This is a genomic window from Nocardioides daeguensis (assembly GCF_019192965.1).
GTDB lineage: Bacteria > Actinomycetota > Actinomycetes > Propionibacteriales > Nocardioidaceae > Nocardioides > Nocardioides daeguensis.
On sequence record NZ_JAHTKU010000004.1, the window covers coordinates 204,300 to 228,207 of the forward strand.

The following is a 23,908-nucleotide window of genomic DNA, read 5'->3' on the forward strand; positions in this document are numbered from 1 at the left end:
GCCGGATAGCGTGGCGAGGTGACCTCGGAGCTCTCACTGTTGACCGACACCCCGGCCCTCGACGCGATCGGCCGGGTCCGCGCCGCGTGCCGGGAGCAGGACGGGACCGACCCCGTCGACGAGGCGGTGACCCTCCGGCTCAAGCACCACGGGCTCGCCGGGACCGGTGCCTGGGTCGCGCGGGACGGCTTCGCGCTGCGCCACGACGACGCGCTCGACCTCGCCGTGGCACCGGCCGCCCGCGGGCGCGGGCTCGGTGCGGCGCTGGGCGCGCTGGCGCTCGCCGAGCCCGGTCCACTGACCGCGTGGTCGCACGGCGACCATCCGGGCGCCGCCGCGCTCGCCCGCCGCTGGGGGTTCGTCCGTACGAGGGAGCTGTGGGTGATGCGGCGGCCCGCCGCCGTACCGCTGCCGGGGGTGGAGCCGCCCCCCGGCGTCCGGATCCGCGACTTCGGCGAGAACGACGCCGCCGCGGTGCTCGCGGTCAACGCCGCGGCCTTCGCCCACCACCCCGAGCAGGGCGCGCTCGACGCCGCCGGCCTGGCGGAGCGGATGGCCGAGCCGTGGTTCGACCCGGCCGGGTTGCTGCTCGCGGTCGACGACGACGGCGAACTGCTGGGCTTCCACTGGACCAAGCAGCACGACGCCTCGCTCGGTGAGGTGTACGTCGTCGGCGTCTCCCCCGCCGCCCAGGGGCGCGGCCTCGGCCGCGTGCTCACGGTCGCCGGACTGCACCACCTCGCGGCCCGCGGCGTCGCCGAGGTGCAGCTCTACGTCGAGTCCGACAACACCCCTGCCCGGCGGCTCTACGAGGATCTCGGCTTCCAGCACGCGGCCGCCGACACGCACGTGCAGTACCAGCGGGCGGACGTCCCCGAAGTTTCCGCGTAACCCCCTTGCGGATGAGTAGATTGACCCACCATGAGCTCTGTCACCGATGGCGAGCCGGGTCCCGAGGACTCCCGGCTGGCCGAGTCGCGCCCGGGGCGCGGCCGGGGACGGAGAGGCCTCCCGTGGCGGCGCCAGGAGCTCGACGGGCCCGTCGTCGGTGAGCTCGACGCCGAGGACCTCGAGGAGCTGTTGCGCCGGAGCAACACGTCCGTGCCGCCCGAGGCTCCGGTCGACCAGGACCCGGTCGACGAGGACTCGGCCGACGAGGACCTGACCGAGGCGGAGCCGTACGACGACATCGCGGCGCGCGTCGGCGAACGGGCCGCGGCACCGACAGCCGCCGCCCCCGACAACTCCGACGAGGACGTCGACTGGGGCGCCGTGGTCGAGCCCGACCGCCCCGGCGACGGTGGCGACGGTGGCGACACTGCCGCCGCGGACCGGTTCGGCCCGGGCCCCACCAGCGACTGGGGCAGCATCATCGACCGCTCGCTCGGGCGGCCGCTGACCGAGATCGCACCCCACGAGTTCGAGGCCGGCTCCACCGCCACCACCGAGGACCCGACGCTGCGCGGCACCCTGACCGATCGGCTGGACCGGATGCGCTCCGCATCGGTCGACGAGCCCGCTGAGGAGCCCGCCGAGGCGCCGGTCGTCGCAGAGCCGGCCGCCGAGGAGCAGGTCGAGGCGACCGCGCTCGAGGGCACCGACGTCGACTCGGCGGAGTCGGGCGACTGGACCAGCATCATCGACCGCGCCACGCAGCGCCGGTTCCGCGACGCCCACCAGCCGATCGCGCCGGAACCCGAGCCGGAGCCCGAGATGGAGCCTGAGCCGGGCATCACACCGGAGGCCGCCGAGCCGGAGGCCGCCGTCCCCGAGGCCGCCGGAACCGCCGAGCCCGCGGCCGCCGCGGAGGCCGAGCCGGAGTCCGAACCACACCCCGTCGTACCGGCAGCCGAGCGGGGGCTGCCCGACCACCGGCTGACCGACGAGGAGGCCGGCCAGCGCGTCATCGCTGCCGCCGTGGACGGTGGGTTCGCGGAGCCGACGCCGGTCCCGCAGCCCAAGGGCCTGGCCCGGCTGCGTCGTCGCCCGGGGGCAGGGGCTGCGCCGAAGCCGCAGGCCCGGCCGCTTCCGGAGGTCGTCGAGCCGCCGCTGCTCGAGGAGCCGATCCCGGACATCGACGGGACCAACGACGTCCCGCGGCGCCCGGAGGAGGTCCTCGCCCACGCGCGGGCCGAGATCGAAGCCGAGCTGGTGGCGCCGGTCGGGGCCGTCGACGGCGTCGCGACCGAGGAGCCCGCCGCGCCCGACAACGCCGAGGTCGTCGCGGCACTGGCCGCCCGGCTGCGGCGCGACGCCGAGCTGGCCGCGGCCGAGCAGGCCGCCGAGCGGCTCGCCGCCGAGGAGGCCGCCCGGCTCGCCCACGAGGCCCGGGCCGAGGCCGACCGGCTCGCCAACGCCGCATCCGCCCAGCGCGAGGCCGCGGAGCTGCGGGCCGTCGAGCAGGCGCGGCTGGCGTCCGAGGCACACCAGGCACGCGAGGCGGCCGAGGCCCGCGCCCGGGTGATGGCCGAGGCGGCGGCGGTGAGCGCCGCCGAGCACGCCGAGTTCGCCCGCCGGGTGCTCGAGGAGCGCGAGGCCGCCGAACGGACCTCCGCCGAGATCGCCCAGGCCCGTGCACTTGCCGAGGAGGCCGCCCGCCAGCAGGCCGCCCTCGCCCAGGACGCCCATCGCGCCGCGGAGGCCGCCGAGGAACGCGCCCGCGCGCTCGCCGAGCAGGCCGCCGCGAGCGCCGAGGAGCACGGCGCCCTCGCCCGCCAGGCCGTCGAGGAGCGGGCCGCCGCCGAGCAGGCCGCCGCCGAGCACGCCCGGCTCGCCGAGGAGGCCCAGGCATCGCGCCGGATGGCCGAGGAGGCCGCGCTGGAGCAGGCCGAGCTGGCTCGCCTGGCGCTGGAGACGGCGGAGGCCGCCGAGCGCCGGGCCGGCGACGCCGCGGCCCGCGCCGAGGAGCAGTCGGTTGCCCGGGTGGCCGCCGACGAGTCCGCCACGCAGCAGGCCCGCCGTGCTGAGGAGGCCCACGAGGCGCGTCTCGCCGCCGAGGAGGCCGCCCGCCAGCAGCTCGAGCTCGCCGCCGAGGCCCAGGCCGCCGCCGCGGCCGCCCACGCCTCGGCCGCCGCCCTCGCCGAGGAGAAGAAGGCCGCCACCGAGGCGCTCGCCCTGGCCTCCGAGTTCGCCACCGAGGCGACCCTGGCCCGGACCGAGGCCGAAGAGCGCGCCGCCGCGGCCCTCGCCGAGCTCGAGAAGTCCGCCGCCGCCCACGCCCGCGCCGTCGAGGGCCTCCGCTCCGACCTCGTCCAGGCAGAGCAGCGTGCCCTCGAGCACGCCCGGGCCCGCGCCGAGGCCGAGGCTCGCGCCGCCGAGCTCGCCCAGGAACGCGAGCGCGCCCTTGCCGAGGCCGCCGCCCTCGCCCAGCAGGTGGCCCAGATCCGCGCCGGACTCATCACGGACGACGCCGCCGTGACGCCGGACGCCGAGGGGCCCGCGGTCGAGGCGACCTCGATCGTCGAGGAGCCCGCGGCCATCGAGCCGGAGCCGGTCGTGGAAGACGAGGTCGAGGTCGAGGCCGAGCCCGTCGTGGAAGACGTGGTCGAGGCCGAGCCCGAGCCCGTCGTGGAAGACGTGGTCGAGGCCGAGCCCGAGCCCGTCGTGGAAGACGTGGTCGAGGCCGAGCCCGATCCCGTCGTGGAAGACGTGGTCGAGGCCGAGCCCGAGCCCGTCGTGGAAGACGTGGTCGAGGCCGAGCCCGAGCCCGTCGTGGAAGACCTGGTCGAGGCCGAGCCCGAGCCCCCCGTGGAAGACCTGGTCGAGATCGAGCCCGAGCCCGCCGTGGAAGACCTGGTCGAGACCGAGCCCGAGCCCGCCGTGGAAGACCTGGTCGAGGCCGAGCCGGCGACCGACGTCCCTGCCGTCAGCGACCTCGCTGCCCAGATGGCACAGATCCGCGCGCGGCTGGCGGATGAGAGCGGCCAGGCTCTGGAGGTCGAGGCCGAGGTCCAGCCCGAGTCCGAGGTCGACACCGAGTCCGAGGTCGAGCCGGAGCCCGAACCCCCTGTCGTCACCGGGGTCCTGGGCCGCCACGCCGACCGCGTCCCGTCCCTGATGGAGCAGTGGCGCGCGACGGCGAGCACGCCGCAGCAGACCGACGAGACCGAGGAGTTCCTCGGCGACCTCGAGGCCCTCGACGTCGCCGCCGAGGACGCCGACGAGCCGGTCACCGAGGGCCTTCCCACCCCGGAGCAGCTTCAGGAGCAGCTCCAGGAGCCGGTCGTGGAGCCGGTGGTCGCGCTCGAACCCGACACCGTCATCGAGCCCGAGCCGGAGCCCGAGCCGGAGCCCGAGCCGGAGCCCGAGCCGGAGCCCGAGCCGGAACCCGAGCCGGAGCCCGAGCCGGAACCCGAGCCCGAGCCCGAGCCGGTTGCTGCCGCCGTACCCGCGGCCCCGAAGCAGCCCGCGGCCACGCCCGTCGTCAAGCACGTCCCGTTCCACGCGAAGCGCGGCACCGACAGCCTCGCCCCGCTCGCCATCCTTGCCGCGCTCGGCCTGGCCGCGGTGGTCGGCATGCGGGCGGTGAGGGGCACCCTGTGGGACGACATCACCTTCAGCGCGACGCTCACGGTCGTCGCGGCGATCCTGCTGGGCTACGCGCTCAAGGCGAGCAACTCCTCGCGCAGTGTCAGCATCGACGAGGTCGGCGTCCTCAAGGTCACCCAGGGCGACACCAACAGCACGTTCGACCTGACCAGCCCGAACACCAAGATCGAGCAGACGGGTACGCCCGGCTCGCGAGCCTGGCGCGTCCTCATCCTGCGGCGCAGCATGGCGCCCGTCGTGATCGACGCGCGGATGGTCGACGCCCACACCTTCTTGGAGGCGCTGCGCCAGTGGCGAACGGACCTCTAGACGTCGACCCGGTCGTCGCGCTCCGCCTGGAGCGCGACGAGCTGGCGCGCCGACTGGCGGCCAGCCAGGACGAGGTCGCCCGGTTGACGGCCGAGCTGCAGCGCTCGCACGCCGAGGTCACGGCCCTGGCGTCCGGCGACTCGCTGTCGCTGTTCGACGGCGAGCCGCAGGCCGGGGACCGGTTGACCGGTGACGGCAGCGACCCGCGCGTGCTGTCGATGGTGCTCGGCGCCACCGCGGTCGTGGCGGGCATGGTGGCGCTGTTGACGTTGCTCAACGGCAAACTCGGCACGCCGTTCGGCGTCGTCATGGTCCTGGTCACGATCGGCCTCGGCTGGGCCGCGGCCCGCACCCGCGTGGTCCCGGTCGAGGTCAGCGTCGTCCGGGGAGTCGTGTACGTCGAGCAGGGCGAGTCCACGCACCGCTTCGACGTCCGCCGGCCGGAGACCGCCGTCGAGGTGATCGGCCGTCCGGGCGAGCCGGGCTGGGCCGTCCGCTTCCCGCGCAAGGCGCTGGAGCCGTTCGTGATCGACGGTTCGATGGTCGACGCCGAGGAGTTCCTCCGCCAGCTGCGCGAGCACCGACCCGAGCTCTGACCTCGGTTCACGCCTGGGCTCAGCCCGAAGACCAGCCCGAAGACCAGCCCAGAACTCAGCCCAGGGCGACGCGCAGCCGCCCCGCGATCTCCCGGACGGCGGCCCGGCTGGTCCGGCCGACACCGGTGATGTTCAAGAACCCGTGGATCTGGTCGACGAACCGCTTCAGCTCGACCTCCACACCGGCATCGACCAGCCGGCGGGCGTAGTCCTCACCCTCGTCACGCAGCGGGTCGAACCCGGCGGTGGCGACGTACGCGGGCGCGAGACCGGCGGGCAGGTCGATGTCGAGCAGGTTCACCCGCTCGTCGACCCGGTCCTCGGGCCGGGGCAGGTAGGTGTCGTTGAAGGCGGCGATCGACTCGGCGGTGAGGTACAGGCCCTCGCCGAACAGCCGCAGGCTCTCGGTGCCGCGGTCGGCGTCGGTACACGGGTAGACCAGGAGCTGGAAGGCCAGCGGCAGGCCGGCGCGGGCCGCGGCGATCGCGGTGTACGCGGCGAGGTTGCCGCCCGCGGAGTCGCCGGCGACGCCGATCCGCTGGGGGTCCACGTCGAGCTCGGCGGCGTTCGCGTGCACCCAGCGCAGCGCAGCCTCGGCGTCGTCGAAAGCCGCGGGGAACGCGGCCTCGGGGCCGACCCGGTACGCCACCGCCAGCACCCGGACGCCGGACTCCTCGGCCAGCAGCCGGCAGGGCGCGTCGTGGGAGGCGAGGTCGCCGTACAGGAACCCGCCGCCGTGGAAGAAGAGGAGCAGCCCGCTGCCGGAGGGCCGCGAGGGCTCGTAGAGCCGCGCGGGCAGGTCGGCGACCGCGAGGTCGCGGATGCTGCCGATCGGCTGCCGGCCGCCGACGAGGGCGGCGTTGGCCCGCATGGCGGCGCGCCCCTCGACGACGCGCTCACCGGCGAGGTCGCCCTTGCGGGCCAGGCGCTGCAGGGTCAGCATCACCTGCAGGTCGGGGGCCAGGGTCTGCCCGTCGAGAACGAGGGCACGCCCGCCCACCAGTCGTTGCGCGCCGGCCGGCAGGCCCATCAAGGTCGACAGGGCACGGGCCTCGATCGCGGTACGGATGCTCACGGGCCTCAACCTACTTCGGGTACGACGACTCGCGGGGTCCGGTCCGGCGTCACCTCGCGTTCACCCGGAGGTGCCACACTCGCGATCATGTCGACCGAGCAGCAGCCGACGTCCCTCGTCCCCGACGCCGAGACCGGCGCCCTGGTCGCCGTGTCCGACGACCAGGCACTCGAGGCCCCGGCGTACGTCCCCGACCCGGCGCTGGTCGCGGGGATCGAGTCCGTCGACAACCGCTTCGTCGACCGGGAGCTGTCCTGGCTGCGGTTCAACGAGCGGGTCCTGGAGCTGGCCGAGGACGAGAGCCTGCCGCTGCTCGAGCGGGCCCGGTTCCTGGCGATCTTCACCAGCAACCTCGACGAGTTCTTCATGGTCCGCGTGGCCGGCCTCAAGCGCCGGATCGCGACCGGGCTCGCGGTGCGGGCCGCCAGCGGCCTGATGCCCCTGGAGGTGCTGGAGGCCATCTGGCGCCGCTCGGCCGAGCTCAGCCAGCGCCACGCGCGGGTCTTCCACGACCAGGTCGTGCCGGCGCTGAGTGGCGAGGGGATCGAGCTGGTCCGCTGGGCCGACCTGGACCGCGAGGAGCAGAAGGAGTGCAAGCGGCTGTTCAAGGACCGGATCTTCCCGGTGCTGACGCCGCTGGCCGTCGACCCGGCCCACCCGTTCCCCTACATCTCGGGTCTCTCGCTCAACCTCGCGGTGGTGCTGCGCAACCCCAAGACGGGCAAGGAGCTGTTCGCCCGCGTCAAGGTGCCGTCGAACTTCGACCGCTTCGTCTCGCTCGGCAACGCCCGGTTCGTGCCGCTGGAGGACGTGATCGGGGCCCACCTGCGCCGGCTGTTCCCCGGCATGGAGGTCCTCGAGGCGCACACCTTCCGGGTCACCCGCAACGAGGACCTCGAGGTCGAGGAGGACGACGCCGAGAACCTGCTGGCGGCGCTCGAGAAGGAGCTGCTGCGCCGCAAGTTCGGCCCGCCGGTCCGGCTCGAGGTGGAGGAGTCGATCGCGCCGTCGGTGCTGGAGCTGCTCGTCTCCGAGCTCGACATCACCGAGAACGAGGTGTTCCGGCTGCGGGGTCCGCTCGACCTGCGGGGGCTGCACTCGATCGCCGACCTGCCGCGCGAGGACCTCAAATACCCCTCCTTCGTGCCGAGCACCCACACCCGCCTGGCCGACTTCGAGTCGGCCGCGCCGGTCGACGTGTTCAAGGCACTGCGCCGCCGCGACGTGCTGCTGCACCACCCCTACGACTCGTTCTCCACGTCCGTGCAGCGGTTCATCGAGCAGGCTGCGGCCGACCCGCACGTGCTGGCGATCAAGCAGACGCTGTACCGCACCTCCGGCGACTCCCCCATCATCGACGCCCTCATCGACGCCGCCGAGGCCGGCAAGCAGGTGCTGGTGCTCGTGGAGATCAAGGCCCGCTTCGACGAGCAGGCCAACATCCGCTGGGCACGCAAGCTCGAGCAGGCCGGCTGCCACGTCGTCTACGGCCTGGTCGGACTGAAGACCCACTGCAAGCTGGCGATGGTGGTCCGCGACGAGCCCGAGGGCATCCGCCGCTACACCCACATCGGCACCGGCAACTACAACCCGAAGACCTCGCGGATGTACGAGGACCTCGGCCTGCTCACCACCAACGAGACGATCGGCGAGGACGTCGCCCACCTGTTCAACAACCTGTCCGGCTGGTCCCGCAAGGCGACCTACGAGCAGCTGCTGGTCGCCCCCGACTCGGTGCGCAGCGGACTCATCGACCAGATCATGCGGGAGATCGCACACGCGAAGGCCGGACGCCCCGCCGGCATCCGGTTCAAGGCCAACTCGGTCGTCGACGAGGAGACCATCGACGCGCTCTACCTCGCCTCCTGCGAAGGGGTGCCCGTCGAGCTGCTCGTCCGCGGCATCTGCGCGCTGCGCCCCGGCGTCGCCGGCCTGAGCGAGAACGTCAAGGTCCGCTCGATCCTGGGCCGCTTCCTCGAGCACAGCCGGGTCTTCTCCTTCGAGGGCGCCGGCGAACCAGTCACCTGGATCGGCTCGGCCGACCTCATGCACCGCAACCTGGACCGCCGGGTCGAGGTGCTGGTCCGCCTGCCCGACGCCAGCCGCGACGAGGTACGACGGCTGCTGGACCTCGCGTTCGCGCCGACCACGCAGGCGTGGGAGCTGGGCTCCGACGGTGAGTGGAAGCGCAACGCCGGCACCGACCACCTGCAGGAGACGCTGATCGAGCAGCAGCGCAGGCGCCGTACCGCCGACTGATCCGTACTGATCCGGGGCGCAGAACCCGCCTCTGACCTGCGACAACGCCTGGCCGTGCGCTGTGCCACAGCCCGGCGGGGCGGCCGCAGTTGCGTTCACGCGCGCGTGGTCCCCTAGCATGAGCGCGTTCGCCTCCGCCTCAACGGGAGTCCATGTGGGTCTGCGTCTGCGTCCGGTCGATACCTCCTTCTACGACCTCTTCACCCAGTCCGCCCAGCACCTCGTGGGCGGCGCCGAGCTCCTCGCCGAGATGTTGTCGGAGTCCTCGGACAAGTCCGACGTCGCCGAGCGGATGCGTGCCGCCGAGCACGCCGCCGACGAGACGACCCACGAGATCGTCAAGAAGGTCAACAGCACCTTCGTGACGCCGTTCGACCGCGAGGACATCTATGCCCTCGGCTCGGGCCTCGACGACGTCATGGACATGATGGACGAGGCGGTCGACCTGATCCTGCTCTACGAGGTCCAGGTCGCGCTGCCCCCCGAGCTGTCCGAGCAGGTGGAGGTGCTCCAGCGCTGCGCGGAGCTGACTGCCGCCGCGATGCCGCGCCTGCAGTCGATGAAGTCGCTCGACGACTACTGGATCGAGATCAACCGGCTCGAGAACACCGGCGACCGCAACCACCGGCGCACCCTCGCCAAGCTGTTCTCCGGCGAGTACCCGACCCTCGAGGTGCTCAAGCTCAAGGACATCGTCGAGTCCCTCGAGGCTGCCATCGACGCGTTCGAGCGAGTCGCGAACACGGTGGAGCAGATCGCCGTCAAGGAAGGCTGACCGGTCCTCCCATGACCCTCACCCTGGCGATCGTCATCGCCGTGGTCGTCATCGCTCTGGCGTTCGACTACACCAACGGCTTCCACGACGCGGCGAACGCGATCGCGACGTCCGTGTCGACCCGCGCCCTCACCCCGCGGATCGCGCTCACCCTGGCTGCGCTGATGAACTTCATCGGCGCCCTGCTCGGGCAGGAGGTCGCGAAGACCGTCGCGGACGTGATCACGATCGAGGACGCCAACGGCAACCTGCAGGTCGGCGTGCACCACGGCCTGGTCATCGTGATGGCCGGCCTGCTCGGCGCCATCATCTGGAACCTGATCACCTGGTACTTCGGCCTGCCGTCGTCCTCCTCGCACGCCCTCATCGGCGGTCTGGTGGGCTCGGCGATCGCCGGCGGCGTCAGCGTCAAGTGGGACACCATCGTGCAGAAGGTGCTCATCCCGATGGTCATCTCACCGCTCTTCGGCTTCTGTGCCGCCTTCGTGGTGATGACGGCCATCTTGTGGATCTTCCGCCGGGGCAACCCGCACCGGGTCAACCGCGGCTTCCGCGGCATGCAGACCATCTCGGCCGCCGCGCTGGCGCTCGGCCACGGCCTGCAGGACGCGCAGAAGACGATGGGCGTCATCCTGCTCGCCCTCGTGGTCGCCTACCCGGCGACGTACGACATCGACACGCTCCCGATCTGGGTCGTCCTGGCCGCCGCCGGTGCGATCTCGGCCGGCACCTACGCCGGCGGCTGGCGGATCATGCGCACCCTGGGCCGCAAGATCATCCACCTGGACCCCCCGCGCGGCTTCGCCGCCGAGTCGGTCGGCGCGGGCGTGCTCTACACGACGGCGTTCGTCTTCCACGCCCCGATCTCGACCACTCACACCATCACCTCCGCGGTGATGGGCGCAGGCGCGACGAAGCGGTTCTCCGCCGTGCGCTGGGGCATGGCGCGCACCATCTTGTTGGCGTGGGTCTCGACGTTCCCGGCGGCCGCACTGGCCTCGTGGGGCTGCTACGAGGTCCTCCACTTCATCCTGCTCTGAGGCCGGCTCAACCCACGGTCAGGCTGTAGCCCCGGCCGCGGATCCGGCGTACGTCGGCCGCGGTGCCGAGGCGCGCGCGCAGCCGGGTGACGTGCATGGCGATCGTGTTGCCGCCGGGCCGCTTGCCGTCGGTGCCCCACAGCGCGTCGCGCAGCTCGTCGTCGGTGACGACGCCCGGCGCGGCGAGCAGCAGGGCCCGCAGCAGCTCGAACTCCTTGAGCGGCAGGTCAGCGATCCGCTGCCCGTCGACCCGGACGCTGTACGCCGTCGCGTCGAGCGCGATCGGGCCGAACTCGAGCCGCGCATGCTCGGACAGCGAGCGCGGCGCGTGCGTGAGCAGGTCCCACAGGTGCTGCGGTGCGTAGGGCCGGACCGCCACCGCCGAAGCGCCGGCCAGCATGAGCGGGCCCACGCCGTCCGCTCCCGCGTCGTCGCCGTCGCGGGTCCCCGCGATGACGTACGGCGAGCCGTGCTGGCGGATCACGTCGACGAACTCCTCCGCCGGGATCCCCGGCGCCCCGGGGCTCACCACGACCGCGTGGGGGTCGGTGCGGCCGAACTCGACGAGGCCGTCGAGCGTCGACCCGACCCAGGTCACGTGCACGCCGCGCCCCGCCATCGCCTCCGCGAGCGCACCGCCGTCGTCGCTGGGGTCGACCACCAGGAGCTGTGCTCCGGAGGACTCGACCCAGCGGTGGAGGTGGGCGCGCACGGACTGGCGACGGGCGTCGCGGCGCCCGTCCCGTGTGCCCATCGGACCGTCGCGTCCCGACTCAGCCGAAGCGGCCGGAGATGTAGGCCTCCGTAGCCGGGTCGTCGGGGTTCGCGAACATCTTCTTGGTCGGATTGAACTCGACCAGGTGGCCCGGCTCGCCGGTGGCCTTGAGGTTGAAGAAGCCGGTGTCGTCGGACACGCGCGCCGCCTGTTGCATGTTGTGGGTGACGATCACGATCGTGAACTCGTTCTTGAGCTCGTGGATCAGGTCCTCGATCGCCGAGGTCGAGATCGGGTCGAGCGCGGAGCACGGCTCGTCCATGAGCAGGATCTGCGGCTCGACCGCGATGGCGCGGGCGATGCACAGGCGCTGCTGCTGGCCACCGGACAGGCCCATGCCCGGCTTGTTGAGCCGGTCCTTGACCTCGTTCCAGAGGTTGGCGCCGCGCAGCGACTTCTCGACGATGTCGTCGGCCGCCGACTTCTTCATCTTGCCGGCGTTGAGCTTGAGGCCCGCGAGCACGTTGTCGTAGATCGACATCGTCGGGAACGGGTTCGGGCGCTGGAAGACCATCCCGACCTGGCGGCGTACGGCGACCGGGTCGACGCCCGGCTCGTAGAGGTCCTGCCCGTCGACGACGATCTTGCCCTCGACCCGCGCGCCCGGGATCACCTCGTGCATCCGGTTGAGCGAGCGCAGGAAGGTCGACTTGCCGCAGCCCGAGGGACCGATGAAGGCGGTCACGGCGCCGGCGCGGATCGTCATGTTGACGCCCTCGACGGCGAGGAAGTCGCCGTAGTAGATGTTGACGTCGGAGACGTCGATGCTCTTGGCCATGGTGTTCCCTCTCAACCCTTCTTCGGGGCGAAGATCTTGCCGACGATGCGTGCTGCGAGGTTGAGCACCATCACGATGACGATGAGGATGAAGGCGGCGCCCCAGGCGATCGCCTCGGCGGGGGCGTCGCCCCGCAGGTTCTGCCCGTAGATGAGGACCGGGAGGGTCGTCATCGCGCCGTCGAACAGGTTCATGTTGGTCCGGTCGGTGGCGCCGGCGATGAGGAGCAGCGGCGCGGTCTCGCCGATGACGCGGGAGATCGCGAGCGTGATCCCGGTGAGGATGCCACCGATGGCGGTGGGGAGCACGATCCGCACGATCGTCTTCCACTTCGGCGTGCCGAGCGCGTACGACGCCTCCCGGAGGTCGTCCGGCACGAGCATCAGCATCTCCTCGGTGGCCCGGACCACGATGGGAACCATCAGCAACGACAGGGCGACCGATCCGCCGAGCCCGGAGACGTAGGCCGGACCGAAGATCAAGGTGAACAGCGCGAAGGCGAACAGGCCGGCGACGATCGAGGGGATGCCGGTCATGACGTCGACCAGGAAGGTGATCGCCTTGGCCAGCTTGTTGCCCTTGCCGTACTCGACGAGGTAGACCGCGGCCATCACCCCGACCGGGACCGAGATGATCGCGGCGCCGAGGGTGATCAGCAGGGTGCCGATGATCGCGTGGTAGACGCCGACCGGCTGGTCGATCTGGGTCTTGAAGAAGGAGTAGCTGAGGAAGGTGCCGTCGATCCGGCCGACGCCCTTGCTGACGACCCGCCAGATCAGCGAGACGAGCGGGACGACGGCGATCGCGAAGGACGTCCAGATCAGCCCGGTCATCAGGCGGTCGGTGGCGCCGCGGCGGCCCTCGACCATCAGCGACCAGGACGGCAGCACCACCAGGAACGCGAGGACGCCGAGCAGGACGGAGCCGACGACGCCCATGCCGAGCACGAGCAGCAGGCCACCGAAGGCGGCGGCGATCACGCCGACGATGACGCCGGCCTGGCGCGGCAGCCGCGGCTGGACGAGCGGCACGTGGACCCGGGTCTGGACCTCTTCGAGGGTGCTCATCGCGCCATCCGCCTCTCGCTGCGGCCCACGATCCAGCGGGCGATGAAGTTGACCAGGAAGGTCATCAAGAAGAGCACCAGACCGGTCGCGACGAGGACGTTGAGCAGGTCGGCGCTGCGCTCCTTGTACTTGAGCGCGATGTTGGCCGCGATCGAGGTCGGGCTCGAGGTCGCGATGATGTTCCACGACAGGTCGAAGCCGACCGAGAGGACCATGGTCACCGCCATCGTCTCGCCGAGCGCACGGCCCAGACCGAGCATCACGGCCGAGACCATGCCGGAGCGGGAGTAGGGGAAGACCGTCATCCGCACCATCTCCCACCGCGTCGCGCCGAGGGCCAGGGCGGCCTCCTCGTGCAGGCGCGGGGTGCGCGAGAACACCTCGCGGCTGATGGCGGTGATGATCGGGAGGATCATGATCGCGAGCACGATGCCGGCGGTCAGGATCGAGCGACCGGCCGGGTTCGGCTCGCCGAACAGGTTGCCGATCACCGGGATCGGGCCGAGGTTCTCGTGCAGCCACACGTGCATCGGGACCAGCTTCTTCGCGAGGAAGAAGGCCCCCCACAGGCCGTAGACGACCGACGGAACGGCGGCCAGCAGGTCGATCACGTAGGCGACCGGCACCGCGACCCACTTGGGCGCGTAGTGGCTGATCACCAGGGCGATCCCGAAGGCCAGCGGCACCGCGATGATCAGCGCGATGATCGAGGCGGTGAACGTACCGACGAGCAGGGGCACGACGTAGCCCACGAAGCTCTCGGCGTGCGGGCCGTAGACCTCGGCGGGCTTGGTGAAGCCCGAGGCGCCCTTGATCGCGAGGAAGATGAAGACGCCCGCCAGGGCGGCCAGGATCATCAGGCCGGCGGCGCGGGCCGCACCGGCGAAGATCCGGTCGCCGACGCCGGCGCGGGCCGTCGCCCAGTTCGCGGAGGCGTCCTCGACCTCGGCGGTGGGTGCTGTCACTGCTGTCACCTCATGCTCGGGTGCTGCTCGGGGTGCTGCTTCGGGAATGCGGCGTGAGGGGTGAGGCCGGGGATCGCCCGTCCTCACCCCTCACCAGGGCTCACTTGGCGGAGATGCCCGCCACGATCTCCTGGACCTTGCTGGCGGTCGCGGGCGCGAGCTCGGCGGAGCCGGCGAAGTCGGCCGCCTCGGCCTGGCCCTCGTCGGAGACGATGTACTCGAAGTAGCCCTTGACGTTGGCCGCCTCGGCGGCGTCGTCGTAGGTCTCGCAACCGATCAGGTAGGACAGCAGGATCACCGGGTAGGCGCCGGCCTCGGTGGTGGTGCGGTCGACGTCGACGGCGACGTCGGTCGCGTCGCGGCCCTCGACGAGCGGGGAGACCTCGACGGTCTTGGCGGCACCCTCGGGCGACGGGGCGACGTACTCCTCGCCGACCTTCACCGAGACGTGAGCGAGATCGGCGGTCTGGCTGGCGTCGGCGTAGCCGATGGCGCCCTCGGTGTCACCGATCAGCTTGACGACACCCGAGGTGCCCTCGGCGGAGAGACCGCCGGAGACCGGGAACGGGTCAGCCGGCTCGTACGACCAGGCGTCCGGGGCAGCCTTGGCGAGGTAGTCGGTGAAGTTCTTGGTGGTGCCCGAGTCGTCGGCGCGGTGCACGGGCGCGATCTTCAGGTCCGGCAGGGTCGCGTCGGGGTTCTGGTCCGCGATCACCTTGTCGTTCCAGTTGGCGATCTTGCCGTCGAAGATCTTCGCGATCGTGTCGGCGTCGAGGTTCAGCTCGTCGACGCCGGGGAGGTTGAACGCGATGGCGATCGAGGAGATGTAGGCCGGGACCTCGACGATGGTGCCCCCGCAACGCTCCTTGGCGGCGTCGAGCTCCTCGTCCTTGAAGTAGGAGTCGGAGCCGGCGAAGGACAGCGCCTTGCTGACGAACTGGCCGCGGCCGTCGGTCGAGCCGAGCAGCGCGTAGTCGATGGTCAGGCCGCTGTTCTTGCCCTGGAACGCGGTCTTCCACGCCTCCTGAGCCTTCTCCTGGGCGGTCGAGCCGCCACCCTTGAGGTTGCCGCTGAGGCTGCTGCCGGAGTCGCCGTTGTCGCTGCCGCCGTCCTCGTTGGACGCGCCGCAGGCGCTCATGAGCAGGGCCAGAGCAGCGATGCCGGGTACCGCGGCGTTGCGGATGGACTTGAGGTTCAAGGAACTGCCTCTCAGAGGTGAGGGGCTCTCGTTCCTGGCCCCTCGATGCGTACTGGACGATCTCGAAGTTAGGCAGCGTCGGTAACGCAACTCCCCGGCCGATCTGAACGAACGGTGAACAGTGGCGGTCGGGGTGGGAACGATCCGTGGCCCGCGTCACCCCTGCCGTTGACTTGCCGAAAACTCACCGTTGACTTGCCGAAAACTCACCGTCGAGTGCCGAACTCAACGGTGAGTTTCCGGCAGCTCAACGGTGAGGTCGAGGAAGGTCAACGAGGGTGGTGCCGCTCGACGGCCACCACGCGGCCCTTGCGCACGTGCAGCACCAGCATCTCGGCCGGGGCCAGCCCGGCATCGGGGGCGAGCTCGATCCCGAGCGCGTCGTAGACGTGGCTCAACACGGGGCGGTGGGTGCACAGCACGCTGCCCCCCTCGGCGGCGAGCAGCTCCTCGACGATCTTCTCGACCGCGCGCGGGGTGGCGTTCTCCTCGCTGAGCCGTGGACGAAGGTCCAGCGGGAGGCCGGCCGTCTCGGCGTAGGGCCGCACGGTCTGCACGCAACGGGTGCTCGTCGAGGTGGTGATCCGGGTGACGTCGTACGCCGCGAGGAGGGGGACGAGGCGGTTCGACTCGAGCTCACCCACCTTGAGCAGGGGACGGCCGGCGTCCGGGCCGCGCCAGGTGCTGCGCGCGCGGGCCTGGGCGTGGCGGAGCACGACGACGGCGTGGGTCTTGCGACGTACCCCGAGCGCGGCGGCCAGGGTCTCCCGGTCGTGCTCGTAGGTCAGCTGCTTCGGCGCGTCGTCCACGGACACCCAGGCGACGGCGTCGATCTCGTCATTGGGCCGGTACGCCGATACGTCGTCGTTGCCCACCACCCGGCCGGTCCAGTAGTGGACCGTCTTCATCCGGCGCGCGACCGGGTAGCGCTGCGACGGCAGCGCGGGCCCGAGGCGGACGTGGACACCGGTCTCCTCGGCCACCTCGCGGACGGCGGCCGCGGTCGGGTGCTCGCCGCGGTCCAGCTTCCCCTTGGGGAACGACCAGTCGTCGTACTTCGGTCGGTGCACGAGGAGCACCTCGCGTCCGGGCCGGAACACGACCACGCCGGCAGCGAGGATGTCGGGCACGGGCCCAAGGGTATGGCCCCGGGCGGCCCGGCGTCGCGAGCGGTGCCTCGCGCCCCGGCGGCCCGGCACCACCGCAGCGCACACGGCGCCCGGGGCGTGCCCTTAAGGTACGGGCATGCGTCGCCGCTGGATCGTGCTCCTCGTGGTCGCAGCGCTCGTCGCGACGACGGCCGTACTGGTGGTCTGGCGGCTGCGCTCCGAGGACCGCTCGCGGCTCGCGACGGCGCTGGCCCTGGCCCCGACGTCCGCGGCCCGGTTCAGCTGGACCGACTGGGCGGCGGTGCGCGCGGAGCTGGACGCCGACCTGTCGGCGTCCTCGACCGGCAACGACGTGACGGCCTTCCTCAGCGACGCCTTCGACCGCGACCTGGCCTCGACGACCGCGCTCGACGAGTCCGCTCCGACCGTGCAGGAGGAGCTCGGCTTCTCCCCCGCCACGCTGGACTGGGAGCTGTTCACCCAGGGCAAGGACGGCGCGCTGGTGCTGATGGGACTGCCCGACGGCTTCGACGTGGCCGCCCTGCGCGACCGGCTGCGGTCCGTCGGGTTCGAGGAGCCCGACGACGCCGACGGCGTGTGGCGCGGCGGCGTCGACCTGCTCGAGAACCTCGGCGGCCCGGTCACCCCGGAGCTCGCCGCCCTGCAGGTCGACGAGGAGGACGGCCTGCTCGTCGGCAGCGACGACCCCGACTTCCTCGAGCAGCGCGCCGACCTGGCTCGCGGCGATGACGAGGACGGCGTCCGCGACGTCGTCGACGCCGTCGGCCCGGCGCTCAGCGCCGCCGTGGCGACCGGCGACCAGGCCTGCTCCGCCCTCGCCATGACCGACGCCGACCCGGCCGACCGGACCCGGGCCTCCGAGCTGGTCGACCGGGCGGGCGGCGTGCATCCGATGACCGGTTTCGCGATCTCGGCCCAACCCGGCGGCGACGTCCGGGTGGCGATGGCCTTCGAGTCCGACGACCAGGCCCGGGCGGACGCCGACAGCCGGTCGACGCTGGCCGCCGGTCCCGCCCCAGGTCAGGGCGGCAGCTTCCCCGAGCGGTTCGCGCTCGGCAAGGTGGTCGCCTCCGGGCGGGTGCTGACCATGGCGCTCAAGCCGGTCGAGGGCGCCTTCGTGCTCTCCGACCTCAGTCACGGACCGGTGCTGTTCGCGACCTGCTGACAGGACGAGCGACGAGCGCCCGCGGCCCTACAAAGCGGCCAGCGGCGGAACCGCCGCACGAGGAGGCGCAGGGAGCGACGAAGGAGCGACCGGAGCCGAGGAGGGCGCCGCTTTCCGACGTGCCGCCGGCTGACCGCCAAGCCCACTCCATTCCCACGAAAAGCCGACCGCGAGCGCGGCAGCGCGGCGGAGCGAAGCGACGACGGGCTCGCGCCATCCAGTTCAGTGCAGGACGCCGAGGATCCGGTCGATCTCCTCGACCGAGAGCCGTTCGTCGGAGTTGCTGGCCGCGATGATCAGGTTGGTGGTCAGCTCGACCTCGGTGAGGAGGTCGCCGTCCTCGAGGGTCACGTCGAACTGATCGGCCATGCTTCCCTCCCTCGAGCCGGACCAACGCATTTGTCCGGTTCCATGATCCCCCGCGCAGGCACCGGCAAACCAAGAAGTTCCAGAAAAATTCGTGGGGCCCCGCCGATCGGCGGGGCCCCACGGAAGACGAGGTCTCCTCGGAGGTGACTCAGAGGGGACGGACGTTCTCCGCCTGCGGACCCTTCGGGCCCTGGGTGACGTCGAACTCGACCTTCTGGTTGTCCTCCAGCGACTTGTAGCCGGTGGACTGGATCGCCGAGTAGTGGACGAAGACGTCGTCGCCGCCGCCGTCCTGCTCGATGAAGCCGAAGCCCTTCTCGGCGCTGAACCACTTCACGGTGCCCTGAGCCATGTTGCTCATTACTCCTCGTATCGGGGCGAGAACCGCCACCTCGACGGCCCACAGCGGCTGCGATGACACGTCGCTCCGATGCGTGATGACCACACCACAAACCAGATACGCCGTCGGCCACAGACTCCGCAGGCGTTCACCTTCGAGAACTGCATCCGCTGCGGAGTCGACATTACCAATCCGCGGCGACAGCGGAACCTCTCCTGCACCACGAACTTCACCGCGGCCATGAAGGTTCTGCAACGCACGTGTGACAGCGGAGAAAACCCCTTCGCGGGCGGGGCGACGTCGTCCCCGCGACGCCGCTAGCCCCACGGGCCGGTTCGCGACGAGCGGTACCCGGCTCAGACCAGCCGGTCGACGTACGCGACGACCCGGTTGAAGAGCGCGGTGACCGCCGGCGCGGTGATCGGCGCTGCCGGCGGCTCGGCGAGCTCGTACAGCAGCGAGGTCGCCTCGGCCAGGCCCGCCTCGGCGGCGACGGCGGCCGCGACTCGGGCCGCGTCGCGGACGGCGGCCGGGTCCACCGTCCAGACCGCCTCGAAGAGCCGGTCGCGGTCCGGCGTCCCGGCTTGCCCGGGGATCTCCCACGCCGACAGGCAGGCGGTCGAGTCCGGCGCGTCGCAGACCACGGCCCACTCGCGCCGCATCGGCGCGTCGGCCGCCAGGTCGACCCGCAGCGGCCCGCGGGTCGCGTGCGCGCCGGGGTCCCACTCGTCGGCGAACACGACCGCCGAGCGGGCGACCCGGGCGAGCTCGGTCCAGCGTCCCGCGGAGGCTTCGTAGAACCGCCCGCGCTGGAAGGCCCCGAAGAGCACCGGGTGATCGGCGACCGCGCAGCACTCGTCCTCGATGGCCCACGACAAGGCGATGAGGGTGGACTTGCGCAGCCGGTGGACCGCGAGCGCCGGATGACGGCGGCGCAGCTCGGCGAAGATCGACGGGCTCGCGGGCGGCGTGCTCGCCGCCGCCTCGGCGATGGCCACCTCGAGCCGGGTCCCCGCGGCCTTGCGCCGCAGGACATGGCGGACCAGCTCCACGTCCGCGTCGGTGTAACGACGATGGCCGCTCGCCAGCCGGCGCGCCTCGGGGAACCCGTACCGGGACTCCCACATCCGCAGCACCGCCGTGCTGACGCCCGCGCGGCGCGCGAGGTCACCGATGGTGAGCTCGCCGCCGCGACCGGATTCGCCGGTTCCCGCCCGTGCCGGGGGTTGCGCCGCGCCGAGGTCCTGGTCCATGCTCATAGCCTAATCTTAAACAGATTGTTGATGTTCTTGTCGAAGTAAGCACCGGGAGGTTCGATGAGCAAGGCGACCGTGACCACGCTGCACCCCCACCTCCTGGCGGACCGTGCGGCACGGCCCACACCGGAGGACCTGGCCGACCCCGACCTGCGGCGCCTGTTGGCGCGCGCGGCGGGCGGCGACCTCGAGGCGTTCCTCGACTTCTACGACGCCACGTGCTCCGTCACCTGGCGCCTGGAGATGTGCCGCCACGGCGAGGAGGGATGCGCGCGAGCAGCCACCGTGGCGCGCTACGTCACCGCCTGGCTGCAGGCCGCGGGCCAGGCCCGGTCGGGCCTGAGCGCGCGGGCGTGGCTGCTCGGCCTGGCCCCCGATCTCCCGCCGCCGTCGTCGTCGCGCGGCGACGCCGCGCGGGTCGGGGCGTGATGCCCCCGGTCCTCGTCGCCGGCGGGACCGGCTTCGTCGGTCGCCGCCTCGTCGCCGCGCTGGCCGAGGAGGGCCGGGAGGTCCGGGTGATGACCCGGCGCCCGGAGCGGTACGACGGTCCGGGCACCCCGGTGCACGGCGACGTCGACGACCCGGGGAGCCTCGCCGACGCCCTCGACGGTTGCGCGGCCGCGTACTACCTCGTGCACTCCCTGGGCCACCAGGACTTCGCCGAGCGCGACGCCCGCGCCGCGGAGGCGTTCGGGGCCGGCGCGGCCCGAGCGGGCCTCGCCCAGCTGGTGTACCTCGGCGGCCTGGGCAAGGACGGCGACGACCTCTCGGCCCACCTGCGCAGCCGACGCGACGTCGAGTCGCTGCTCGCTCGTGGCGGCGTCCCCGTGACCGTGCTGCGCGCCGGCATCGTGGTCGGTAACGGCGGCATCTCCTGGGAGATCACCCGCCAGCTGGTCGAGCACCTGCCGGCGATGGTGACGCCGCGCTGGGTGCGCACCCGCACCCAGCCGATCGCCGTCGCCGACGTGGTCCGCTACCTCGTCGGCGTCCTCGGCCACCCCGACGCCGTCGGCCGGGTGTTCGAGATCGGCGGGCCGGACGTGCTCGAGTACGCCGAGATGCTGCAGCGGGTCGCCGCCCTCGAGGGGCGCTCCCTCCCGATCGTGCCGGTCCCCCTGCTCACCCCCGGGCTGTCGTCGCGGTGGCTGGCGCTGGTCACCGACGTCGACGTCCGCGCGGGACGCAACCTGGTGGACTCGATGGTCAACGAGGTCGTGGTCAGCGACACCAGCGTGCGCGACGTCGTACCCTTCCGGCCGATGGGGTACGACGACGCGGTCCGGGTCGCGCTCCGGGAGCGCGCCGCAGCCCGATGAGCCGCACGTCCCGGCTGGACCGCCTGCTGCCGAAGCCGCTGTCGTACGTCGTCGTGCCGGAGGTCGTCGAGGCCGCGTCCGTACGGCGACGCCGCCGCGGCGTGGTCGCGGCGACCGCGGTGACCGGCGCGGGCCTGCTCGGCAGGTCGCTCTCGACCCCACCGGGCTCCCGCAGGTTCTACCTGTCCACCGCTGCCGTCGCCGCCGTGTGGACCGCGGGCGGCCTCACCTCCGGCCCCCTCCACCTGGGCTGGATCGAGAACCGCGACGCCACCCTGCGGCGACCGGTGCTCACCCCCGCGGCCACCGGCCTGGCCGCCTTCGGCGTCTTCTACGGCGCAGCGCTCGCCGCGCGCCGCATCCCGGCGCTCGGGGACGCCGTGGCCCGCGTGTTGCGGTTCGCCGAGGAGGGCGACGACCGGCTGGTGCTCGCGACCACGCTGGCCAACGGCGTGGGCGAGGAGATCTTCTTCCGGGGCGCCCTCTACGCGGCGCTGGGACAGCACCACCCGGTGACGACGTCGACGGCCGTGTACGTGCTGGCGACCACCACCACCACCCGCAACCCGGCCCTGGTGCTCGCCGCCGCCACGATGGGCACCCTGTTCGGGCTCCAACGTCGCGCCTCGGGCGGGCTGCAGGCGCCGCTCATCACCCACGGGGTCTGGTCGGCGCTCATGCTGCGCTTCCTGCCGCCGCTGTTCCGCGACCGGGCACCGAACCCCGGCCCGGCCGCGCTCGATAGGCTCACCCCGGGCCGTTAGCTCAGTTGGTAGAGCACCGGACTTTTAATCCGAGGGTCGTCGGTTCGAGCCCGACACGGCCTACCCCGACTGCTGGGCGCACTGCGCGCACAGACCGACCAGCTCCACCGTGTGGCTGACCTGGGTGAACCCGTGCTCGTCGGCGACGGCGTGGGCCCACTTCTCGACGGCGGAGCCGGTGATCTCGACGGTGCGGCCGCACGAGCGGCACACCAGGTGGTGGTGGTGCGAGTCGCTGCAGCGCCGGTACGTCGCCTCGCCGGCCGGGTTGTGGCGCACGTCGACGTCGCCGGACTCGGCCATGGCCTGCAGGGTGCGGTAGACGGTGGCGAGGCCGACCTTGTCCCCGGTACGGCGCAGGCTGTCGTGGATCTCCTGCGCGCTCTGGAAGTCGGCGGCGTCGGCCAGGGCGTCGGTGATCGCCCGGCGCTGGCGGGTCGGCCGGAGCGCGGGCGGGCGCGCGTCGGTGTCGGGCACCGGGCCTCCTGGGGCGGTCGAAGGACGGACTGGGAATCGATCTCAATCTACCGCGCACGCGGGCAGGACCATGCCGCGATGGCCCGTTCGGACCACACGGACGGGACCGGCGGGCCGACGACCGCCGGGACCGGCCCCGCTACCCTGACCACGGGAGAGGGAACAGGGAGGACTCGCTCGTGGGGAGCAAGGACGAGTTCGGGCCGGACACGGAGAGCATCCGCGCCTGGCTGGACAAGCGGAGCAGCTATGCCCGCGACGCCCGGGTGGTCGGCACCCGCGCTGACGCGGCTCCCGCGGCCGCGCCCGGGCCGTCGGCGCCACCCGGCCCCGCGCCCGGTACGACGACCGCGGACCGTGCCGACTCGTTGCGGGCCGGTCGCTCGGTGCTCGAGGCGCTCGGCGTCGAGTCCCCGCCCGACCCGCCGTCACGGATCGCCCGGGCGGGCGGCCTGGACAGCACCGACCTGGGCCGCTCGGTCGTGGAGGCGCTGCGCGCCGACATGCCGAAGAAGCCGGCGCCCGCGCCTCGCCCCGCCTCGCCGGCCCCCACCCCCGACCCCGCACCGGTCGAGGTCGAGGCCGCGGCGGCACCGGTGCGCCCCGCCCCGCCGCCGCGCGTGCGCAGCGCCCCCGAGGTCAAGCACGGCCGCTGGACCGAACCCGAGGACAACCTCACCGCGCTCAACGCGAGCACCGACGCCCAGTTCCCGGTTCGCGGCGGGATCCGACGCGCTCTGTCCTGGATGCTGCTCGCGGTCCTGGCCGGCACCGGCGCGGCGTCGTACGCGGCCCTGAGGAACCCGACCGCGACGACCCTCGGGATCGCGGCCACGCTCGGCTTCCTGATGCTGGTCGTGTGGGCCGTCCGCGCAGGGTGCACGACGACCGAGCTGGCCGTGCGGCGCGGCCAGCTCTCGATCAAGCGCAACGGGCAGACCGAGCTGGTCGACCTCGCCAGCACGTACACGCCGATCGCGATCGTCGGCGAGCCGAGCGATCGCCGGTGGACCGTGCTGATCGAGCGCCCGGGCCTGCCACTGGTGGTGATCACCCGCTCGATGGTCGATCCGCACTGGTTCACGACCGTGCTCTACCGCCTGCGTCCGGGGCTGCGCCCCGACGCCCCCGCCGCCGAGCAGACCGCCGAGCCGGTCACCCAGCCGTAGCGATCCAGAACCGGAGCTTGCCGGCCCGCTCGTCCTCGAGCACCCCGCCGCCGGCCTCGATGGTGCGTCGCGACGCGTCGTTGTCGGTGTCGCAGGTGACCAGCACCCGCTCGATCCCGAGGCGCCCGGCCTCCCGGACCCCGAGGGCCAGCGCGCGGGACGCGTGACCGCGGCGGCGGGCGGAGGGGCGCACGGAGTACCCGATGTGCCCACCCTGCTCGAGCAGCCAGTCGTTGAGCCGGTGCCGCAGGTTCAAGAAGCCCACGACGTCGTCGTCGGGCCCGCCGTCGCCGTCGGTGATCCAGAAGTACGTCGAGGACACCCGCGTCCCGTCGAGGTCGCCCGCCGACGTCAGCTCGGTCATCGCGACGAACGCGGCGCAGCCGGCCTCGGTCGGCACCGGGTCGCCCTCGAGGTGCCAGTGGCCGGAGCCGTGCATCTGCGCCGTCGCGCCGAAGTCCTCGATCATGGCCGCCCAGGACTGCCAGCGGGCGACGTCAGGGGGTACGAGCGCGGTCATGGCGCCATCCCACC

23 protein-coding genes and 1 tRNA gene are annotated in these 23,908 nt (G+C 72.6%); 12 read left to right on the forward strand and 12 right to left on the reverse strand.

Features of this window, described 5'->3' with window-relative positions:
- Positions 1-18: 18 nt before the first annotated feature.
- The 3 genes from mshD to KU893_RS03905 are packed head-to-tail and all read left to right on the forward strand — an operon-like array spanning position 19 to position 5,453.
- Positions 19-891 (forward strand): mycothiol synthase, encoded by an 873-nt coding sequence (gene mshD, locus KU893_RS03895; protein WP_257440850.1) that lies wholly within the window; start codon positions 19-21, stop codon positions 889-891.
- Between the two features lie 30 nt (positions 892-921).
- The gene (locus tag KU893_RS03900; protein WP_218233005.1) at positions 922-4,857 is read left to right on the forward strand and encodes a hypothetical protein; all 3,936 of its coding nucleotides are present in this window, start codon (positions 922-924) and stop codon (positions 4,855-4,857) included.
- Entirely contained in the window at positions 4,839-5,453 is a 615-nt protein-coding gene (locus KU893_RS03905) for a hypothetical protein (RefSeq protein WP_218233006.1), read from the forward strand. The genes KU893_RS03900 and KU893_RS03905 overlap by 19 nt, the downstream gene beginning before the upstream one ends.
- 55 nt (positions 5,454-5,508) lie before the next feature.
- On the opposite strand, the gene KU893_RS03910 is transcribed toward KU893_RS03905, so the two are convergent.
- Complete coding sequence (locus tag KU893_RS03910; RefSeq protein WP_257440851.1) at positions 5,509-6,528, reverse strand: alpha/beta hydrolase; 1,020 nt, start codon at positions 6,526-6,528, stop codon at positions 5,509-5,511.
- 87 nt (positions 6,529-6,615) lie between these two features.
- Here KU893_RS03910 and KU893_RS03915 point away from each other — a divergent pair, with 87 nt between their 5' ends.
- From KU893_RS03915 to KU893_RS03925, 3 genes are all read left to right on the forward strand, one after another.
- Complete coding sequence (locus KU893_RS03915) at positions 6,616-8,787, forward strand: RNA degradosome polyphosphate kinase (protein ID WP_218233007.1); 2,172 nt, start codon at positions 6,616-6,618, stop codon at positions 8,785-8,787.
- Between the two features lie 154 nt (positions 8,788-8,941).
- Positions 8,942-9,562 (forward strand): DUF47 domain-containing protein, encoded by a 621-nt coding sequence (locus KU893_RS03920; protein ID WP_218233008.1) that lies wholly within the window; start codon positions 8,942-8,944, stop codon positions 9,560-9,562.
- A gap of 11 nt (positions 9,563-9,573) precedes the next feature.
- A complete protein-coding gene (locus KU893_RS03925; protein WP_218233009.1) occupies positions 9,574-10,602 on the forward strand; it encodes an inorganic phosphate transporter in 1,029 nt (342 codons plus the stop codon).
- Between the two features lie 7 nt (positions 10,603-10,609).
- Here KU893_RS03925 and KU893_RS03930 read toward each other — a convergent pair whose 3' ends face one another.
- The 6 genes from KU893_RS03930 to KU893_RS23475 form a co-directional block, all read right to left on the reverse strand.
- Positions 10,610-11,356 (reverse strand): response regulator transcription factor, encoded by a 747-nt coding sequence (locus KU893_RS03930; protein ID WP_218233010.1) that lies wholly within the window; start codon positions 11,354-11,356, stop codon positions 10,610-10,612.
- A gap of 19 nt (positions 11,357-11,375) precedes the next feature.
- Positions 11,376-12,155: a phosphate ABC transporter ATP-binding protein PstB gene (pstB, locus tag KU893_RS03935; protein WP_218233011.1), complete on the reverse strand. Its 780-nt coding sequence runs from the start codon at positions 12,153-12,155 to the stop codon at positions 11,376-11,378.
- 11 nt (positions 12,156-12,166) lie between these two features.
- Positions 12,167-13,222 carry a phosphate ABC transporter permease PstA gene (gene pstA, locus KU893_RS03940; RefSeq protein WP_218233012.1) on the reverse strand — a complete coding sequence of 352 codons (1,056 nt, stop codon included), beginning with the start codon at positions 13,220-13,222 and terminating at the stop codon, positions 12,167-12,169.
- Positions 13,219-14,187 (reverse strand): phosphate ABC transporter permease subunit PstC, encoded by a 969-nt coding sequence (gene pstC / locus KU893_RS03945; RefSeq protein ID WP_257440852.1) that lies wholly within the window; start codon positions 14,185-14,187, stop codon positions 13,219-13,221. The genes pstA and pstC overlap by 4 nt, the downstream gene beginning before the upstream one ends.
- A gap of 100 nt (positions 14,188-14,287) precedes the next feature.
- The gene (locus KU893_RS03950; RefSeq protein ID WP_218233013.1) at positions 14,288-15,385 is read right to left on the reverse strand and encodes a phosphate ABC transporter substrate-binding protein PstS; all 1,098 of its coding nucleotides are present in this window, start codon (positions 15,383-15,385) and stop codon (positions 14,288-14,290) included.
- 269 nt (positions 15,386-15,654) lie between these two features.
- The gene (locus KU893_RS23475; RefSeq protein ID WP_218233014.1) at positions 15,655-16,515 is read right to left on the reverse strand and encodes an NUDIX domain-containing protein; all 861 of its coding nucleotides are present in this window, start codon (positions 16,513-16,515) and stop codon (positions 15,655-15,657) included.
- Between the two features lie 115 nt (positions 16,516-16,630).
- On the opposite strand from KU893_RS23475, the gene KU893_RS03960 reads away from it, so the two are divergent.
- The gene (locus KU893_RS03960) at positions 16,631-17,680 is read left to right on the forward strand and encodes a hypothetical protein (RefSeq protein ID WP_218233015.1); all 1,050 of its coding nucleotides are present in this window, start codon (positions 16,631-16,633) and stop codon (positions 17,678-17,680) included.
- Positions 17,681-17,902: 222 nt separating this feature from the next.
- On the opposite strand, the gene KU893_RS03965 is transcribed toward KU893_RS03960, so the two are convergent.
- From KU893_RS03965 to KU893_RS03975, 3 genes are all read right to left on the reverse strand, one after another.
- Positions 17,903-18,049 (reverse strand): hypothetical protein, encoded by a 147-nt coding sequence (locus tag KU893_RS03965; RefSeq protein WP_174245183.1) that lies wholly within the window; start codon positions 18,047-18,049, stop codon positions 17,903-17,905.
- 148 nt (positions 18,050-18,197) lie between these two features.
- Positions 18,198-18,401, reverse strand: a complete 204-nt coding sequence (locus KU893_RS03970; protein ID WP_218233144.1) for a cold-shock protein — start codon at positions 18,399-18,401, stop codon at positions 18,198-18,200.
- A 344-nt stretch (positions 18,402-18,745) separates the two neighbouring features.
- The gene (locus KU893_RS03975) at positions 18,746-19,648 is read right to left on the reverse strand and encodes a DICT sensory domain-containing protein (RefSeq protein ID WP_218233016.1); all 903 of its coding nucleotides are present in this window, start codon (positions 19,646-19,648) and stop codon (positions 18,746-18,748) included.
- Positions 19,649-19,705: 57 nt separating this feature from the next.
- Here KU893_RS03975 and KU893_RS03980 point away from each other — a divergent pair, with 57 nt between their 5' ends.
- The 4 genes from KU893_RS03980 to KU893_RS03995 all read left to right on the forward strand — a co-directional run bounded on the left by KU893_RS03980 (position 19,706) and on the right by KU893_RS03995 (position 21,791).
- A complete protein-coding gene (locus KU893_RS03980) occupies positions 19,706-20,074 on the forward strand; it encodes a sigma-70 family RNA polymerase sigma factor (RefSeq protein ID WP_218233017.1) in 369 nt (122 codons plus the stop codon).
- Positions 20,074-20,964, forward strand: a complete 891-nt coding sequence (locus KU893_RS03985) for an NAD(P)H-binding protein (RefSeq protein WP_218233145.1) — start codon at positions 20,074-20,076, stop codon at positions 20,962-20,964. Before KU893_RS03980 ends, KU893_RS03985 begins: the two co-directional genes overlap by 1 nt.
- Positions 20,961-21,728, forward strand: a complete 768-nt coding sequence (locus KU893_RS03990; protein WP_218233018.1) for a CPBP family intramembrane glutamic endopeptidase — start codon at positions 20,961-20,963, stop codon at positions 21,726-21,728. Before KU893_RS03985 ends, KU893_RS03990 begins: the two co-directional genes overlap by 4 nt.
- Positions 21,719-21,791, forward strand: a tRNA-Lys gene (locus tag KU893_RS03995). Before KU893_RS03990 ends, KU893_RS03995 begins: the two co-directional genes overlap by 10 nt.
- Here the strand turns inward: KU893_RS03995 and KU893_RS04000 are convergent.
- Positions 21,789-22,205, reverse strand: coding sequence for a Fur family transcriptional regulator (locus tag KU893_RS04000; protein ID WP_218233019.1), 417 nt, complete (start codon positions 22,203-22,205; stop codon positions 21,789-21,791). The genes KU893_RS03995 and KU893_RS04000 overlap by 3 nt on opposite strands.
- 179 nt (positions 22,206-22,384) lie before the next feature.
- Between KU893_RS04000 and KU893_RS04005 the strand changes: the two genes are divergently transcribed.
- The gene (locus KU893_RS04005; protein WP_218233020.1) at positions 22,385-23,374 is read left to right on the forward strand and encodes a hypothetical protein; all 990 of its coding nucleotides are present in this window, start codon (positions 22,385-22,387) and stop codon (positions 23,372-23,374) included.
- Here the strand turns inward: KU893_RS04005 and KU893_RS04010 are convergent.
- On the reverse strand, positions 23,361-23,894 hold the full coding sequence (locus KU893_RS04010; protein WP_218233021.1) for a GNAT family N-acetyltransferase: 534 nt from the start codon (positions 23,892-23,894) through the stop codon (positions 23,361-23,363). The two genes, KU893_RS04005 and KU893_RS04010, sit on opposite strands and share 14 nt — an antisense overlap.
- Positions 23,895-23,908 lie beyond the last annotated feature (14 nt).